Genomic DNA, 16,392 nt, shown 5'->3' with positions numbered 1-16,392 from the left:
CAACCGTCTCACTGGACTTGAAATCTTCCGAACCTGGGCAACGCAAAGCAGCTCAAAGGAGCGTGATCACTGCATCAGCCGACACGCGACTTCGGCAGATGTGCCGACATGGCGACGACTAGCGAATCTCCGCAGGCCACAGGGGGTTCAGCACGACCGGCCCTTGGCTGCGGTTCCTGCCGGGGCTCGAAGCTGCGGCCAAGCTACAACCACCTATGGGTTCAATCGGACAGCGGCCGGGAGCACGAGCCGGCCGCCCGCGACTGGCGATTTTCCCTGTTCCCATGTTCCGCGTCCCCCCGCCGGGGCTGCCACCTGCGCACCATCTCGCAGCTCGACGGCACTCCCCCTGGCACCGGGACCAGCGTGCACATCCCGTGCACAATCCCCCGGGAACTCCCGGGAAACCGCAGGTACAAGGGGGAAGCCCGGCCGTACACAATGGGGCCCTGACCAGGTCGTTTCCCCTGGTCAGGGCCCCAATGGCAGACGAGTCGGGCTGTACGCCGGGTTCACAGCGAGAAGGCCGCCGTCACCACCAGCGTCCCGCCCCGCGTCCGCGACGGTTCCGATTCCCCTGTTTGGTGGCTCCCGCCCGGGACTCGAACCTGCGGCCAGGCGCACCCGCGGGACTGCCATGACGTCCGGCCAACCTGCCCGTGCGGGCGACGACAGGGCCGTTCTTCCCGCCCAGGAGCATGCGCGCCACCCCTCCGAACTGACTCGTGGTTCAGCTACGTCCAGCCGCGTTCCAGCCAGCGTGCAGAGAACGACGGATGACGACAGTTGACGAAGCGTCAGATCATCCAGCCAAAATCCAGCCACGGGCACGCGAGCGGGTCGACCCGAATTCGGGCCGACCCCGCCTGACCTGGCGTTTTGCTAATTCACAGGATCCACGGTAATGCGTGGCCTATACATTGAAGCGGAACTCCACCACAACTGGTCTGACCTGCGGTTATGCAAGCGCATCCCAGCACCATCCCAGCACAGGGTTCACGACAACGTACAAGAGCGCTCAGGAGCGCCCACGCTACACAACAGGGCCGGCAGCCGGCCAAGGCTTGAAGGATTCATCCACAACGCAGCAGCCCGCTGGGGCAGTGCGGGGTACCGAGCTCCCGGACGGTCGATGCGGCCACGCGAGAGCCACAACCGGAATGCCAGCCCGCACGTGAGCTTCATGCCAGAGCGTCCAGGCGCCTCGGGCTGAGCAGTGCGCGTGGTCAGGGTGCAGGCAGTAGCAGACGGTCGCTCAACTCAGTGGCCAGGGACCCTTGTCCAGCCAGTTCTAAGCATGGATACCGGCAACGGACCTACTAGCCGAGCCCGAACTGGGACTTCAGCCACGCCGGGTTGAGCTTCAGTGTCTTGTTGTCGGGGAGGAGTTCGAGGACCTGGATTCCGTCCATGTTCAGGAGCTGGATGAGGACGGCGGCGTAGCCGCGGGCCCGGGCAGGTGGCATGCCCGCGGCGGCGGCCACGGCTGTCAGGGGGAGAGTGTTGTTCTCACAGAGCGCCGCAAGGGCCTGGCGAAGTCTTTCCGGGTCCTGTTTGCGGGGGAGGAGGGCGAGCTGGTCACTGAAGGCCGGGGAGGCGAAGAGGTCATCCAGGAGCGGCTCCACCGGAGACTGGGCTTGCAGGGAGAGCAGTGTCCCCTCGGCTTCGGACGGTTGGAGGGACACCCCGATCTCGAACAGACCCGTGTCCTGAGGAGCGGACTTCTTCGTCGAGGTACGCCTGGACTTCGCCGGCTGTGTCGTCCCGGTCTCTGCGGAGAGTGGTGTCGAGGTCGCGTGCAGGCGCTTCGTGTCCAGCTTCCACCAGTGCGGCTCATACGTGTCCGTGAGTTGCCGCCACCCTGGCGGGATGTCCTTTGTCGCGCCGTTCGGCAGGTACGCGAGCACTGGGATCGTGAACTCGGCCGGGTGCACGCCCCCGTGGTATCCGGCGGCACGATTCGTGTAGCGGGTGTCGGCCGACCACAGGGCGACAATCGGGACTCCGACCACGCGGGGACCGGCGAGCGCCATCTCTGCTTCGCTGACCAGCTGTTCGGCTCCACCATCCGGTACGTCGCGGTAGCGGGCGTTGACCACCTCAGGGACGGGTACCTTCACGCCACGGTGCTCCAGTACGTGCCCGTGATCGCTGGTGATGATTACGGCCATGCCCCGCCGGCGGGCCTCGTCCAGGAGTGGGGTCAGGGCGTCGACGTCGTCGATCGTCCAGTCCCACTCGTCGAGTCGTTCGTCGTTCTTCAGTCCGTCGTCGACGGTGTTGAGGACGACCGCGAGGTGTGACGCGTCGTCGGCCAGCGCCGCCTCCAGGTCAGGCCCGAAGCGTCCACCAGTGCCGGCGGGGCGGAGGTCGTCCTTGTGGAAGACGGCCGCCTTCTGCCCCGACCACAACCGCAGGGCAGGGAATTCACGCTTCTCGGTCTTCTGGTCGCCGCGTTGCAGCCTGCCGGTGAGGAGAGTGGTGCGGCTGACGGCGGTGACGGTGGGCAGGGCGGCGGCCATCGCCTGGCGGGTAGGCGGCATGCCCTTTTCGCCAGTGGGGTCGTACTCGGTCCAGTGCGCCGCGAGTTCCTCGCCGAGCTGCCCCGCGAGTGCGGCGCTCATGCCGTCCACGACGAGCAGCATCAGCCGCCGCTGGGACTTCACCACAGGCTTCGCGACCCGCTCGAGGAAGGTCTCGACCGTCAGCATCGAGCCGGGAGCGGTACCCGCCGTGGTCCACTCGGCGACCTGCTCGGCGAAGGCCCGGTCCATGCGGCGCCGCACCTTGCGCACGTCAGCGGCGAGCGCGTCGTAGGCACCGGACAGGGCGGGCTCGGTGTCGCCACCCGCCTCCAGGTGCTCCAACGCACGGTCGGACCACGAGAGTTCGGCGTTGTAGTGGGCCAGGGCGCCCGCGACGGTGTCCGGTGTCCATGCGGGTTCGGTGGCCAGCCACTGCACCAGGCGCACGGCCATCCGGGCGCGGCCGATCCGGGTGCGGGCCGTCTCGGCGAGGTGCTGCGCCTGCACTGCACGCAGCGCCGTACGGCAGGCATCGAGATCTCGGTCGGCGATCGCCGAACCCACGGCGGACAGGCGCGCTTCGAGTCCGGCGGGCAAGTAGGGGCTGTGGCGTACGGCCTCGGTCGCACCCAGATGTCCGGCGAGCCGTTCGGCGTCCGGAGTGACCTCGGCGAGGAGCTGTGCGTTGCGTGCGACGAGGTTCTCGGTGGATTCCCCGTAGCGTCGCATGGCCTCGTCGGTGAACTCGCGGCCGAGGATGTTCTCCGCTCGGCCGCGCGCCCGGAAGACCTCGGGGCCGGCCGGGGCGTGCTGCCACAGCGCGGCGGCGACGAGCCCGAACGGCAGGGCGACGGACGGCTCGTCGTGCTCGGTGATCGACAGCAGGGCGTCGGCGGTCGGACCAGCCTGGTCCACCTCGGCGAGGAAGCGCCGCAGCCCGGCCCGCTCCCCGTCACGCAGCGCGCGGTAGGCGCGCGGTCCTTCGGATGAGGTGCGGCTCCACAGCAGCAGCGTGTCGATGTCGAGCTGGGCGTCCGCGTCGAGCAGCAGCCGTCGCCGTGCGAGGGTGGCGAGGGCGTGTGTTCGGGACAGGACCTGCCGGTTGAGGCCGGGCCAGCCGCCCGCCGGGACGGCTTCGAGGAGGGCCTCGGCCACCCCCCAGGTCTCGTCGCCGAGCCGTGGATCGATACCGGAGGCGGTAAAGGTCTCGCGGATGAGGTCCCAGTTGTCGACATGCTGGATGGCGTGCCGGTACGCACGGACCAGGATGCCGGGGTCGAGTTCGGCGTCCTCCCGGTCGGTGAGCAGGACGAGCAGGGACGGGTCCTCTGCCGAACCAGGACCGGAGGCGTCGAGGTGGCCGAGCGCCTCCTGGTAGACGGCGAGCACGGACGGCGCGGCGGCCACCCGTGCGTGCCTGCCGCCGTTCCAGGGCAGGATCGCCTGCTCCTCCCACGTGGGTGCCGAGCGCAGGAGCACCACCTGGCGAGTGTCACCGTCCGGCTGCTCGGGCTGCTTGAGCAGCGCGCGCTGACCCGCGAGGTAGTTCGCGACGGCGGTGGGCGTGAGACGGGCGACGCCCCGGCCGGCCTGAGGCATCAGTCGACCACCTTCCACGTGATCTCGATGGCCTTGCCGGGATGCGCGGCCGCCACCTGGTGCAGGGCCTGCTCGACCTCGGTGGCGCTGCCCTGGACGGAGCCCGTACGGGCGGTGGTCTCGACCTTGGGGTGCGAGGTGTCGGTGGTCAGCGGCACCTGGTCCGGGGTGGGCGAGGCCGGGGTCGGTGCCGGTGGTTCGGTCCGCTGCTGCTGTTGCCGCTGGACGGCCAGGGCCTGGGTGATCGCCCGCTGGGCCCGCGGCAGGGAGTCCTGCAGCTTCCGGCTGAACTGGTCCTCGCGCGCGTCCTCCTGGAGGGTGGTGAGAGCGTCCATGCCCGTACCGAGTTCGAGCACGTCCCAGGAGGCGTTCTGCAGGGCGGGGGCAACTACGTCCGCCGTCGAGACGGACGAGCCGAGCCGTTCCGGCGTCAGCTCGCCGAGGCCGAACGAGGCGAGGGTCTCGACGACCTGCTTGGCCCCGCGCCCCTTCGCCGCGAGCAGTTCCTCGAGCAGGGCGAGGCCGCGGCGTGCGGTGTGCAGACGGCCGCTGACTGCGGTGTCGTCGAGGCCGAGGAAGTCCGCTCGCCGCTCCAGCTCGGCCACCAGCTCGCGGTTGGCGGGCACGTGCTTGTCGACGTGGGTACGGACCAGCTCGGCGAAGGAATTGACGATCCGCCCGCGCAACTGCACGGGGGCCGTCGTGCCGAAGATCTTCTCGTACCGCGCACGGGCCGCCTCCCAGGCCGACTCGGAGGGCAGGGGCTGGCGGCGCAGTGCCCAGCCGTCCTTGATCTCGCCCAGCTTGAGGTCCGCGACGGGGGCCCCGCCGATCACCCACACCCGGTCCTCCATCTCGCCGTACGCGGCTGCGACGAGCTGCTGGATGTGGGTCGGGAGCCCCATCCGCTGCGGTTCGTCCGTCCACGCGGTCAGCGAGCCGTAGCCGATGTCCGCGTCCGGGTCGTTCTTCGCGAGCCGGTTGAAGTGATCGCGCCAGTACCCGCCGAGGGTGAAGTAGCTCTCCCCCATCGTGCCAAGCTTGAGCGGCTGCGCGACCGTCCGCATCAACCCCTGGTCCCCGCGCGCGATCTCCGCCTTGCCCTCGCGGGCCCCGGCGGCCTCGCTGACGTATCCGAGGACGGTACGCGCCTGGGCGGGCGTGACGGCCCCCGGGCCGAGGTCGGGGTGGGCCGGGTACTGCCAGGCGAGCATCTTGCCCGCGATGTCGCGGATCGCATCGCGCGGGGCGGCGCTCAGGCCGAGCGCGGGCGTGGGTGCGCCCGGCTTGGTGGCGATGTGTTCCGAGAAGTCGTCGAGGACGTCCCCCTCCTGCTTCTTCGCCAGGCCGTACGCCTGTTTGAAGGCGGCGAGCACACGGTCGTGCAGGGTCTCGGCCTGCGTGGTGAGCAGCCCTCGTGCCCGCACCCGGTCGTCGGGGCCGAGGTGAGCGGCGAAACGGCTGTCGAAGTCGCTGCCGCTGTTCAGGATCCGCTTGATGACCACGTACCGGTTGAAGTCCGCGTACATCGTCGTCGTCATATGGGTGGGCACCCAGGCGAGGGAGTGCTGGACCTCGGGGTGCCGCTCCCAGAAGCTGTTCATCCGGTTCAGGTCCTCGCGCGGCCCGAACTCTCCTTCATCCCACGGCAGATCGACGACGAGACGCCAGGTCTCCGCGTCGACCGGAGTGAGCATGGAGTCGGTAGTCTCCTCCCGGTCGGCGATATTGGCGAAGACGATCTCGGTACGGCGCTTGCTGCCCCGCCAGGTGAAGTCGAGGGTGTCGTAGGCGTCGAAGCCGCCCTGTCCCTTGGCCGCGGTCAGTGCGAACTGAGAGCGCAGCAGCTCGACGGCGGCGTCGTGGCGGTAGCGGGGCTTGTCGAAGGCTTCGCGGCCGTTGCGGACGACGGACTCGCTGTCCACACCGCTCAGTTCCAGGCGTACGGTCATCGCCACGCCGTCGCCCGCGAGCTTGATCTCGGGGATCCGGCCCGCCCACTCCTTCAACTTGTTGATCAGTGCGGGGATCTCGCCGCCGGGAAGGAGCGCCTTGATGGTGCCAGCGTTGAGGGCCAGGAGCCGCTTGACCGTCATGTTCTGGAAGGCGGGCGCGGCGGGCGCGAGGGCGGACAGGACGAGGGTCGACATCAGCCGGTCGTCGTCGGTGAACTGCCCGAGCCGACGTGCGAGATCACCGTCCTCGATGGCGGCGGGGTCCTGCTGGTACGCCGCGACCTGTTCCTCCGCGACCCGGTACTGGTCGAGGAGGTAGGGGCGCATCCGGTTGCGGTACAGCCGGTCGGCCTCGTCGAACACGACCCGCAGCTCGTCGGTGAACGGCTTGTCGCCGCCGCCCGAGATCAGCGCGTAGATGTCGCCGAGCGGCACCAACTGGCCGACGCGCAGCAGATTGCGCCGCGCGGCGAGGAGCTCGCCCATCAGCTTGAGGCCGGTGCGGGAGCGCTGAAGGGCCGAGGACAGGTGGACGAGGGTGTCCATGAAGGCGGGCGAGAAGGGGTACGTGAAACGGAACGCGGTCTCCGTGGCGCCCACGTTGTTCTCGTCGCCGCCCAGGAGCTCGTCCCAGAACTTGGCGTTGGTGGACTTCGCCTTCTTGAACGCCTCCCCGATCACCGTGTCCGCCTCGGTCGTCAGCGGCTTGAGGAGGCGCGCGTGGGCGATCTGCGGAAGGTTGCGGTCCTCCAGACTGATGCGGTCGAACCGCCCGGAGGCGAGCTCCAGGTTGTCGACGATGGCCCGTTGGTAGCGGCCCCCGTCCTCAGCGGATCCGACCAGGTCGCGCAGGTCGCGCTGGCGGGCGATGAAGGACACGACGGGGACGGCGCGGCGTTCGTCGCCGCCCTCCACCAGGTTCGTGATCTTCGCGGTCTCCCGCGACACGAACTCCGAGGACGAGATACGGGAGGCGAACCACAGGATCAGCTCGTCGAGGAAGAGCACGATCCCGTCGTAGTTCAGGCTCTTCGCATGCTGGGCGATCACCGACAGGCCCCGGTCGAGGCTGATGAAGCCGCCGTCCTGCTCGACGGCGCGCTCCTCGTAGCCGGGCAGCACCTTGGCCGTGTCCTGGGCGAGCCGGGCTCGCAGCTCGCCGGGGGTGGACGGGTCGGCGGGGTTGAACTCCTGCCCGACTTCCAGCTCCTCGGCGGCCATCGCGTCGTCGAGCAGCTCAGTGGTCCAGGTGAAGGCTGCCCCGAACTCGCCCCACTCTCCGGTGGACTCAGCGGGCGCGGCACCCGCCAGGAACTTGATCACATCCTCGTCGCCGAGCCGGTCCCGCATGGACTGCAGATCACGGAACATGGCATCGGTGCGGTAGACCCGCGGGGTCGGCGCGCCGGGCTCCAACTCCCTTATCCGCTTGACGTATCCGCCGAGGATCCGCTGTTCCATCGACTTGGCGTCGAGCATGTGCACCGGCACCATCAGGAACCGCCGCTCACCGTCCTGCAGCCAGCCGTTCTTCGCGAACACCGGGTCGAAGTCGGTCTTGCCACGAGCCGCCGGGGCCTGGTTGAGCAAGGCGTGCAGGACGGCCATGAAGTGCGACTTACCGGCACCGAACGAGGCGTGCAGATAGGCGGCCTTCGAGGAGTGGCTGTCCACCGCCGACTTGATGATGCCGAGGGCCTCGTTGAAGTGCTGCACGAGGTCGTCGGTGACGACGTAGTCGGCGAGGGCCCTCTCGGCGCCGTCGGGAGTGGTGGCGTCGGCGAGCTGGAGGACGTAGTCGGAGCTGGACACCTCCGGCTTGATGTTGATCAGCTCGCGGAGGAGCGGGGTGCCGTTGTTGCCGTTCGCGGGGTTCGCTGCCATGTCGCTTCTTCAGCTCACTTCGTCGTCTTGGCGCGGCCACCGCGCGCCGCCGCCACGGGCCGCCAGGCCCGGATGTCGTCGTCGGTCAGCCCGTGCTCGCCCTGAAGGGCGAGACGGAAGTCGTGGTACGCCTGCGCCGCCGACTGGCCGAAGTCGGGGAGGTACTCGCCGTGCCACTGGTCCAGCCACGGCTGGAGTTCGAGCAGGGCGGCGAGGTACGGGACGAGCTCGTCCTGCGTCAGCTGGTTCTCGTTGAGGTAGCCGACGATGGCCTGCGCCTGCTGGAGGTGGTCCCAGCCTGCCCAGCCGAGCAGGACGGGAGTCTGTACGTTGCTCTGCGCACCGTAGGAGATGAACCGCTCCTTGGGTACGTCGAGCTTGCCGCGCTGCGACCAGAAGCTGGTGCGCAGGAAGTCGGCGGAGGTGTACTTGGGCGGCACGGCGGTCGCCTCACGGATCTTCCGCTTCTCGTCCTCGGAGGTAGCGGCGTCCTCCGCACGCTGCTTCTCCCAGGTCCGCTCCCAGTCGGCACGCTTCTTGAGGCCGGCGGGCTTGTAGCGCAGGGCGGCGGCGGCCGGGACGTGCTGGTCGCCGACCAGCTCGGCGACGGTCTTCGCGAAGTCGGCGCGGGGCGCGTAGAGGTTGAGGACAGCGGCGAAGTCGTCGTCTTCCTGAAGCCGGTCGGTCAGGCGGGGCAGCGTGATGAGGGTGGGCTGATCGCTCCCGTCGAACCACAGCTCACGCCGGGCCTCGATCCGGTCGAGCAGCCACGCGCGGAGTGCCGCCGTCTGCATGGCGTCCCACCCGTCGGTGGCCCAGCGTCGCTTGTACTCGGGGCGCTCGACCATGCCGATCGCGGAGTTCGACTCCATCGTCGCGATGCGCTGGTTGACGATGTCCTTGTACGCGGCCGGCCAGTGGTCGGGGAGCTCGGTGATGGGTGTGGAGTTGTGCCGCGTGAACCACTCGGAGGACGCCTCGCCACGCTCGATGGCACGGGCAAGCACGATCTCGAAGGCGCGCTCGCCGAGAGCGAGGGGCGGGACGTCTGCCGGGTCTGCGGGGCGCAGGTCGGTGTCGGTGAGGCCGTAGAGGGAGTAGACCTGCCAGTCCAGTTCCTCCTGGAGGGCGATCATTTGGGCGCGGGTGGCTTCGTGGGTGGTGCGGGCTTCGCGGAGGGAGGTGGAGGTGGGGGTGGCGTTGGCTGCTACGGCAGTGGGGGAGGAGGCGGTGAGGTCGTGGGCGGCAGCGTCCAGGGAGACGGCGAGGGGGGTGGGATAGGTGGGGGGGAGCGGGAAGTCTTGGACGTTGGCGCCGTTGAACACAAAACGGTGCTCCCAAAACTCATCCGAAATACCACCCCCAATTCCACCGTTGCCCTTGTCATGGCAGACCATCTTGAGCCAGAGCGCGGCCGTGGAGCTATTAAGAACACCTAGCAGTTGGAGGTGATCTTCCTCGGTAGCCTCTTCCCGCATCTTGATCACCGGCGCAGTGCGGTTAAACACCCTTCCACCCCGGTCCAGCATGAAGTGGTTATGTGTTGCAATCTCGGCGAACGTGATCGACAGCGGGGTCCTGTAAGCCGAGGCCGTGTGCTGCATGTAGTCCCACCAGCCGAGGCCAGCATCCGCCATGTCACCTTGGAATGTGCGCCGCGCAGCGAGCATCGCCCTCAAAGGCCACAAATCCGTGCGCAAGTCGTCCAGATCAACCCCGGCGGCGTAGGGATACCAGATCAATTCTTCAGGGGTCGCGATCCAGTCGCGAACGTTGTTGCCCTTCATTAGGGGGCGCAGTGCATCTCGGTCGGTGACGGTGCGGAATGTCGGTCGCAGTGGCCGAATGTATGCCTCGTCCGAGCCTGCTCGAATGGCCCGGCCGATCGGTGGTTCGATAACCGCCTTCATCGGGACCGTGCGACCAGCGCTCAGCCGCTCATCGAGCTCGGCGCCGCCATCCGCGAGGATCCAGGGAGCCTTCGCGAAGTAGCGCTCCCGCTCAAGATCCGCAACAGACACCCACTGGCTCTTGGAGTCAGGCGCGTCGATCTGCTCGACGATCGCCCGCCAGACCAACCCCTCCTCCGGATTCTCCGGAGCCGAAGGCTCCCCCTGAACCGACCGAACCGTTCGAACAGTCGCCCCGCGCTTGCTGTACCCCCGCCGCGTCCCCACGAGAATCACCGTCGGCGTCCCGTGCCCCGGGATGTACGCCCCGCTCGTGTCGATGACCTCCGTCAGTTCCACCTCGTGCCCGAAGAACGACTCGATCAGTCGTGTCCCGAACTCCCGCTTCATGAAGGAGTTCGCCGTGATCTGCCCGACGCGGCCACACCCTTCGCCTGTATCCGCGCTTCCGATCTTCGCCAGCTCGAAGAACCGCTGCGCGAACGGCACCGACAGCGCGTACGTCCCCTGGCAGGCATCGTAGATCGACCGGTACAGGTCGTTGAGCTTCTTGTCCTTGACCGTGATGTACGGCGGGTTGCCGACGACTACGTCGTACCGGCCGCGCTGCAGGATCTGGTCGAAGTCGTTGACGTCCTCGGTCGTGTACCGGAAGTCGACCAGCGGATCCGGCTCGTCCTCCTCGTCGAAGTCGAACGTGCCCTGCTCGCCGCGGATCTTCCGGTTACGGATCAGGCTGTCCCCCACCGCCAACTGCATAGGCCAGTCATACGACGCCGCCTCCCCCAGCGTCCGCACCCCCGCCGCCGCCATCGCCGCGATCAGCAGCCGGAACCGCGCGATCGCCACCGCGAACGGGTTGACGTCCACCCCGTGTACCGACTCCAGCGCCCCGCGCACCCGCGCGTGCGCGTCCAACTCTGGCCGCCGCACAGCCCATTCACGTACCAGCCGCCGGAAGGCGCCCAGCACGAAGTGGCCCGACCCGCACGTGGGGTCGATCATCTTCAGGCCCTCGACGCCGCCCCGCTCCCGTACCACCGGGTTCATCGTGCGGTCGAGGATGAACTCCTCCACGAACTCCGGGGTCTGCAGTAGCGCGTAGTTCTTCCGGGCGGCCTCGCTCAGGTCCTGGTAAAGGTCGCCTAGGAACCAGGTGTCCCAACCCTTCGTCCCGTCGGCGTCGGCACCCTCCGGCAGCGGGTCCGTGAAGTCGTGGACCAGGACCGACCTACCCGCCTCGTCGTCGGCCGTCCGCTGCCAGAAGTCCCGCAGCGCCCCGGCCCCCTCGTGCGACAGCGGGATCTGCTTCAGCGGATTGTGTTCCGAGAACAGCAGGGCCCCCGCCGGCCCGGCCGCCAGCTCCTCGAAGGCGCGCTCGAACCAGCCCCGGTACGTCGGGTCCTCCGCCTCGTCCACGTACTCGTCGTACCGCGCCTGAGCGACCTCGCGCCCGGCGATGTCCGGCGCGGTGATGTACGGCTCCGACACCAGACCGTTGTCCTCGACGAACCGCACGAAGACGGTCCCGAGCACCCACGCCACCGCCACCTGCGTGATCCGTTCGTCCAGCCACGACTGCCAGGTCGCCGCCGTCCGGCCGACCTTCTTCGACGCGTCGTACTCGGCGCGGAGCCGGCCGCGTACCGCGTCCTCCCGCTTGACCTGGCCCTCAAGATCCGTCTCCGCCGCCTTGACCTGTGCCTGCAGGTCGGAGAGCAGCGCCTTGCGGTCGATCACTTGGTGGCTCCTTCAGGGACTGTCAGGGCGTTCGGTTCGTGCATACGGGTCCAAGACTTGGGAATGGGGATCCACTCCTGCTGGGCCTCGAGGTACGGGACGGGGTGGCCGGCGAGTTTCGGGACGGCGGTCTCGTCGTCCTGAGCGACAAGCACCCACAGGGGTCGGCCGCCGCGCCGGGCGAGCGCGGTCAGCCGGTCGAGGACGTGCATGCCGTCGTAGCGGGCGAAGACGGCGGCATCGGTGAGCAGCACAGGAGCACTACGGTCGCCCCCCGAAGCCGAAGCCGATTCCGAAGCCGCCAGCTCCCCTTCAAGGACACCCTGCACGGCCTGCCACACCGCCCCCACCAGGTTCGTGAAACCCGTCGGTCGCTGCCCGGCCGGGAGGACGTCCGCCTTGACGACGACCTCCCACTGCGGCATCGCGCGACCGGGCGTGAGTTCGCCCCGCAGCCCCTTCAGGAACAACTCGGTCACCGACACCGTCCGCGCCCCGTACTGGCGACTCAGCTCCCGCCCCACCACCGGGGAGCTCCGCGCGCGCACAGTCAGCACGCGAAGCCCGTCGCGCCGCGCAGCGCCCGCCAGTTGCGCCTCGGCCCGCGCGGCGGTCGACTCCCGGTCCAGCGGACCACCGGTCCCGGAGCCGCTGCCGCTCAGGGCCGAGGTGTACGTCACGACCGCCTCGAACTTCCGGGGCAGGAACGCCTTCTTGTCGGCCGCGTACTTGAGGTCGAAGCCCGCCTCGCGCAGCGCCTTGAGCAACTCCTCGGGCCTGTCCTTCGTCCCGGCGAGCGCCGCCAGAGCGGGGAAGCGGTCGTTGACCCGCTCCAGGACCTCGCGCAGGGGCAGCCCTGGCTGCTGTATCTCGGGCAGACCCGGCAAAACCCGGACCAGGCCCGCCTGGGTGAGCCGCAGTGCGCGAACGAGGCCCAGGTCGCGCGGGTAGATTTCGAGCCGCGGCGACAGCGCGGCGTTCAGGCTCGCCTGGGCGGCGAGGTTGGCGACGCGCCGGTCGTCCCAGGAGAAGTCGCCCTCGGGCAGCCGCACGGCGCTCAGCTCGGCGAGGACCGTGCTCGAACCCGGAAGGGAGTCCCTTCCGGCGAGCTTGTCGGCGGCGTCACCAAGCCGCTTCACATAGCTCAGCAGTGCGGCCGGGGCGGGGGTGTCGGGTCCGTCGGCTTCGTTGTCCGGGTCGACCTCCAGCGCGAGGAAGCCCGCGCGCCGTACCGGATCGGTCGCCTTGTACGGGGCGAAGTGCTGGAAAGCCCTGTCGGCTACGGGTAGTTGCTGCTCGCGTTCGATCAGAGCGCGGAGTACGGCGAAGGCTGCGGCCCGTCGTACGTCCGGGTCGCCCAGGGAGTAGCCGCGGGTGCCGAGCAGCCAGCCGGCGAGGGCGTCCACGGAGGCGACCCGGCCGAGCGCGCGGAGCTGCTCCAGAATCGCTGCCCGTACCTCCACCAGGCCCTCGTCCTCGGCCCAGCGCTTGCGGAGCTTCTTCAACTCGCCGGAGATCGAGGACTGGTTGGCGACCCCGACGGCCTGCGCGGCATCGTGCTGCCGCGGCCACACGGGAAGATCGGGCAGCGTCCCGTCGGCTCCAGGCGCGCGCAGCAGGTGCACGGCCACGTCGTGCAGCCGCTTCGTCCGGCCGGTGGCAGGCGGGATGATCCGGGCCAGGAGATGGTCGATGTCCTGGGCTTCGGAGCCCTCCCCGATCATGCGCGCGAGGTTCTTCTCGAGCGGCGTCCCGGGCTCCGGCGACGGCTCGGGCACGGGCTGCGGCTCGGGCCGCGAGCCGAGACGGGCTCGCCACTCCTTCTGCCGGTGCTGGATCTCCGTACGCGTCCGCGCGCCGAGCCCTGGCCGGTTGATGAACGTACGGCTGGCCCGGTCGAGGAACTCACCGACCGTGGTGAGCTTCATGTCCCGCAGGATCGAGTACGCGGACGGCGTCAGGCCCGCACGCACCAGAGGAGTGTCACGGGTGGCGACCTCGGCCAGCTGGTCGCGCAGCTCGGCGGTGTCGGCTTCGCCGTCCGGTGCGGAGCCCTGTCCTTGCCGCCTCAGCGACTCGTGTCCGGCGCTTGCGGCGAGCCGCTGAGCGTCCTGGAACACCCGCTGCCAGGACGTGCGCATGTCCCGCAGGTCCTTGTGGCGGTTCTTCGCATCCCTGCTCAACGCTTTGCGGAAGAACTCGGTAAGCCCGTCACGCAGTTCGTCCTCGAAGCCCTCCGACGCGATCGTCGGGTACGGCCACTCCTTCGGGTCCGTCATCCGCGGGGTGACGGACCCGTCGCCCCACTGCGGCAGCTCGTTCGACGCCATCTGGTGCAGTGTCACGGCGAGCGCGTACCGCTCCGCGGCGTCGTCGTACAGGTTCCGCATGACCGCGCCGACGAACGGGTCGAGATAGCCGGATGTGCCCGCGCCGGTCTCGCGGGCCGAGACGGCGGTCAGCGAGAAGTCGAGGAGCAGCGCCTGCCTGGTGCCGTTGGGGCGGATCCGGATCGCGATGTTGTCCGGTTTGATGTCGCGGTGCCAGACGCTCTCGCCCTCCAGGTAGTAGAGGGCGTTGAACAGGTTGTCGCTGTAGCGCTCCAGGTCGTCCATGGTGAGGCGGCCCTGCCGTCCCAGGACGCGCGCCATGGTCTCGTCCCGCGCGGTGCGGTCGTCGCGCTTGTCGTCCGCCTCGGCCTTGATGTTGCCGACGTACTCGGTGGCCAGGACCGTACGCCCGCCCACGGTGAAGGTGCCGGGCACCAGCAGCCGGATGATGCTCGAGTCCCGCAGTCGGCCGAGCGTCTCCGCCTCGCGCTGCAACGCCTCCGACTTGTCGTCGTCGAGCGCCACCTTCAGCACCGCGAACGCGTCGCTCTTCCCCGCTTGCTGTTCGTCGAGTACGAGCAGGGCGCGCGCCGTCGAGCCGGTGCCGAGGCGGCGGCGTACCCGCCAACGCCCCTGCAGCAGCGTGCCGGGCGGGACCTCCAGCGGGTCGAGGTCGTCGGCGGGCTCCTCCTGCCCCGGCTGCTCGTCGTCCAGTGCGGCGGCGGGCCGAAGGTCCTCCTCGACCTCTGCCAGCATTTCCAGGAAGTCGCCCACCGCGTCGAGCCGCCGGTCCGGCTGCTGGGCGGTGGCGGCGTCGATCAGGTCGTCCAGGAACGGCGGGATGCCGTCCTTGACCGCCGACGGGGCGAGTCGCTCACCGCTCTCCACGCGGGCCTGCAGCTCCGCGCTGGTCGCGGCGGGAGCGCTGCCGGTGGTGAGCAGATAGGCGAGCGTGCCGATGCCGTACACGTCCATGCGCGCCGGATCGGCCTTCGGGGCGGTCAGCTCCGGCGCCAGGTAAGGGTCCGAGGCGTCGTCGACGCTCCCGTCCGACACCGTGGACGGCGCCAGGCTCACACCGCTGGAGGTGACCGTACGCGAGGCCAGCTGCCAGTCGGAGACTTGCGTCAAGGGCCGCCGCCAGCGCTCCTCCTCGCTCAGTTCATGCCCTCCCGCGCCCTTGTGACGAGGGATGACATGGATGGAGCGTGGTGTGAGGGCGCGGTGATAGAGCCGCTTGGCGTGCGCGTACTTGATCGCCTCGGCGATCTGGCGGACGAGTGCGAGCCGGTCCTCCAGGTCCAGCTTCCCACCCCACCGGTCGAGGAACTCGTCCAGATGCAGCCGCTCCGGATGATGGTCGAAGGTGAGTGCCGGGCCCGCTTCATGGTCGGAGGGGTAGTAGTCCCGGATGCGCACCACACCGGGGTGGTGGATCCGCTTCAGTGTGTCGGCCTCCCGCTTCGCCGCCTCGAGAAGCGCCTTGCGCGCCTCGCTGCTCGAATTGCGGGGCCGCAGATGGACCCGTACCCGCACCGTCTCGGACAGCTGCTCGTGTCTGCCCGCGTAGTCGGCCCAGGTGGCACCCGTGTCGAAGGGGCGCTTGTCCAGGATGAACGGGCCGACCTTCGCCTCCCTCACCACCTGCTGGATACCGACCTGGGCGAGCGCCCTGCCGATGTCGGCGCTGCCCTGGGAGGAGATCCTGAACCGGTCTTCACGCGGAGGCAGTTGGAGCTCTTTGAGGAGGGCCGGGATGCAGTTGTAGATGTGGGCGTTCAACTCGTGCGGTGGCAGCGCCAGGTCGAGGCCATCCTCGGTGAAGCACACCCCCTCGGTGATGTACACCTTCGCGCCGTACCTGCGCAGCAGGGAAGCCAGTTCCTTGGACTTCTGGTTGGTGAGACGCAGTGGATCGCCGAGGCCCTTCCCGTAGCCGCGTCGGTTCCCCGGCGGGATCTGCACCCACTGACCACCGCGCCGCTCCACCCGGCCGTGCAGGCTCTTCAACTCGATCATGTGCACGCCACCCGGCGTGACCACCAGGAGGTCGACCTCACGGACGTGACCCGTCTGGCTGACGAAGGTGAAGTTGGACCACGCCCGCCACGGACCGTCGTCCGGCAGGGGCGTGAGGATCCTCTCGAGGGCCGCCTGCTCATGCGGGAACTCGGAAGCAGCGACGGCCGTCCAGCGACCCTTCTTCATAAGCCTGACTCTCCGATCCCGCACGCCCCGCCGCCCAGGGCGACCCCGGTGGGTTACGAATGGTTGCAGCGAGTAGCTCGTGTCCGCCATCGCGACAACCCACCCCGTTCGATTGTACGGGCGCGATCACCACCCCCCACCCCTTTCCGCTCACCCCGTACCAGGGCTTTCGACCCCACGATCGCGGTGCCGAAGTGGCTCGTGCACAGCGATCACGGGCAGCAGGAGGAGCAGGTTTGCG

General features: G+C 69.1%; 4 protein-coding genes. All 4 read right to left on the bottom strand.

Features of this window, described 5'->3' with window-relative positions; translation table 11 throughout:
* Nucleotides 1-1,319: 1,319 nt before the first annotated feature.
* From pglZ to pglW, 4 genes are read right to left on the bottom strand one after another with little or no spacing between them, the layout of a single operon-like run.
* Complete coding sequence (pglZ, locus tag BIV25_RS16910; RefSeq protein ID WP_071373159.1) at nucleotides 1,320-4,124, bottom strand: BREX-2 system phosphatase PglZ; 2,805 nt, start codon at nucleotides 4,122-4,124, stop codon at nucleotides 1,320-1,322.
* Nucleotides 4,124-7,963 carry a DUF6079 family protein gene (locus BIV25_RS51055; protein ID WP_071373158.1) on the bottom strand — a complete coding sequence of 1,280 codons (3,840 nt, stop codon included), beginning with the start codon at nucleotides 7,961-7,963 and terminating at the stop codon, nucleotides 4,124-4,126. The genes pglZ and BIV25_RS51055 overlap by 1 nt, the downstream gene beginning before the upstream one ends.
* A 14-nt stretch (nucleotides 7,964-7,977) precedes the next feature.
* Entirely contained in the window at nucleotides 7,978-11,613 is a 3,636-nt protein-coding gene (pglX, locus tag BIV25_RS16900; protein ID WP_071373157.1) for a BREX-2 system adenine-specific DNA-methyltransferase PglX, read from the bottom strand.
* Complete coding sequence (gene pglW / locus BIV25_RS16895) at nucleotides 11,610-16,151, bottom strand: BREX system serine/threonine kinase PglW (RefSeq protein WP_071373156.1); 4,542 nt, start codon at nucleotides 16,149-16,151, stop codon at nucleotides 11,610-11,612. The genes pglX and pglW overlap by 4 nt, the downstream gene beginning before the upstream one ends.
* Between the last annotated feature and the right edge of the window lie 241 nt (nucleotides 16,152-16,392).

The organism is Streptomyces sp. MUSC 14, from assembly GCF_001866675.1.
Taxonomy (GTDB): domain Bacteria; phylum Actinomycetota; class Actinomycetes; order Streptomycetales; family Streptomycetaceae; genus Streptomyces.
This window is presented reverse-complemented; position numbering and strand designations above follow the sequence as displayed.

Excerpts from the sequence above, each read along its gene's own strand:
- pglW (WP_071373156.1), bottom strand. The coding sequence starts at position 16,151 with ATGAAGAAGGGTCGCTGGACGGCCGTCGCTGCTTCCGAGTTCCCGCAT.
- BIV25_RS51055 (WP_071373158.1), bottom strand. The coding sequence starts at position 7,963 with ATGGCAGCGAACCCCGCGAACGGCAACAACGGCACCCCGCTCCTCCGC.
- pglZ (WP_071373159.1), bottom strand. The coding sequence starts at position 4,124 with ATGCCTCAGGCCGGCCGGGGCGTCGCCCGTCTCACGCCCACCGCCGTC.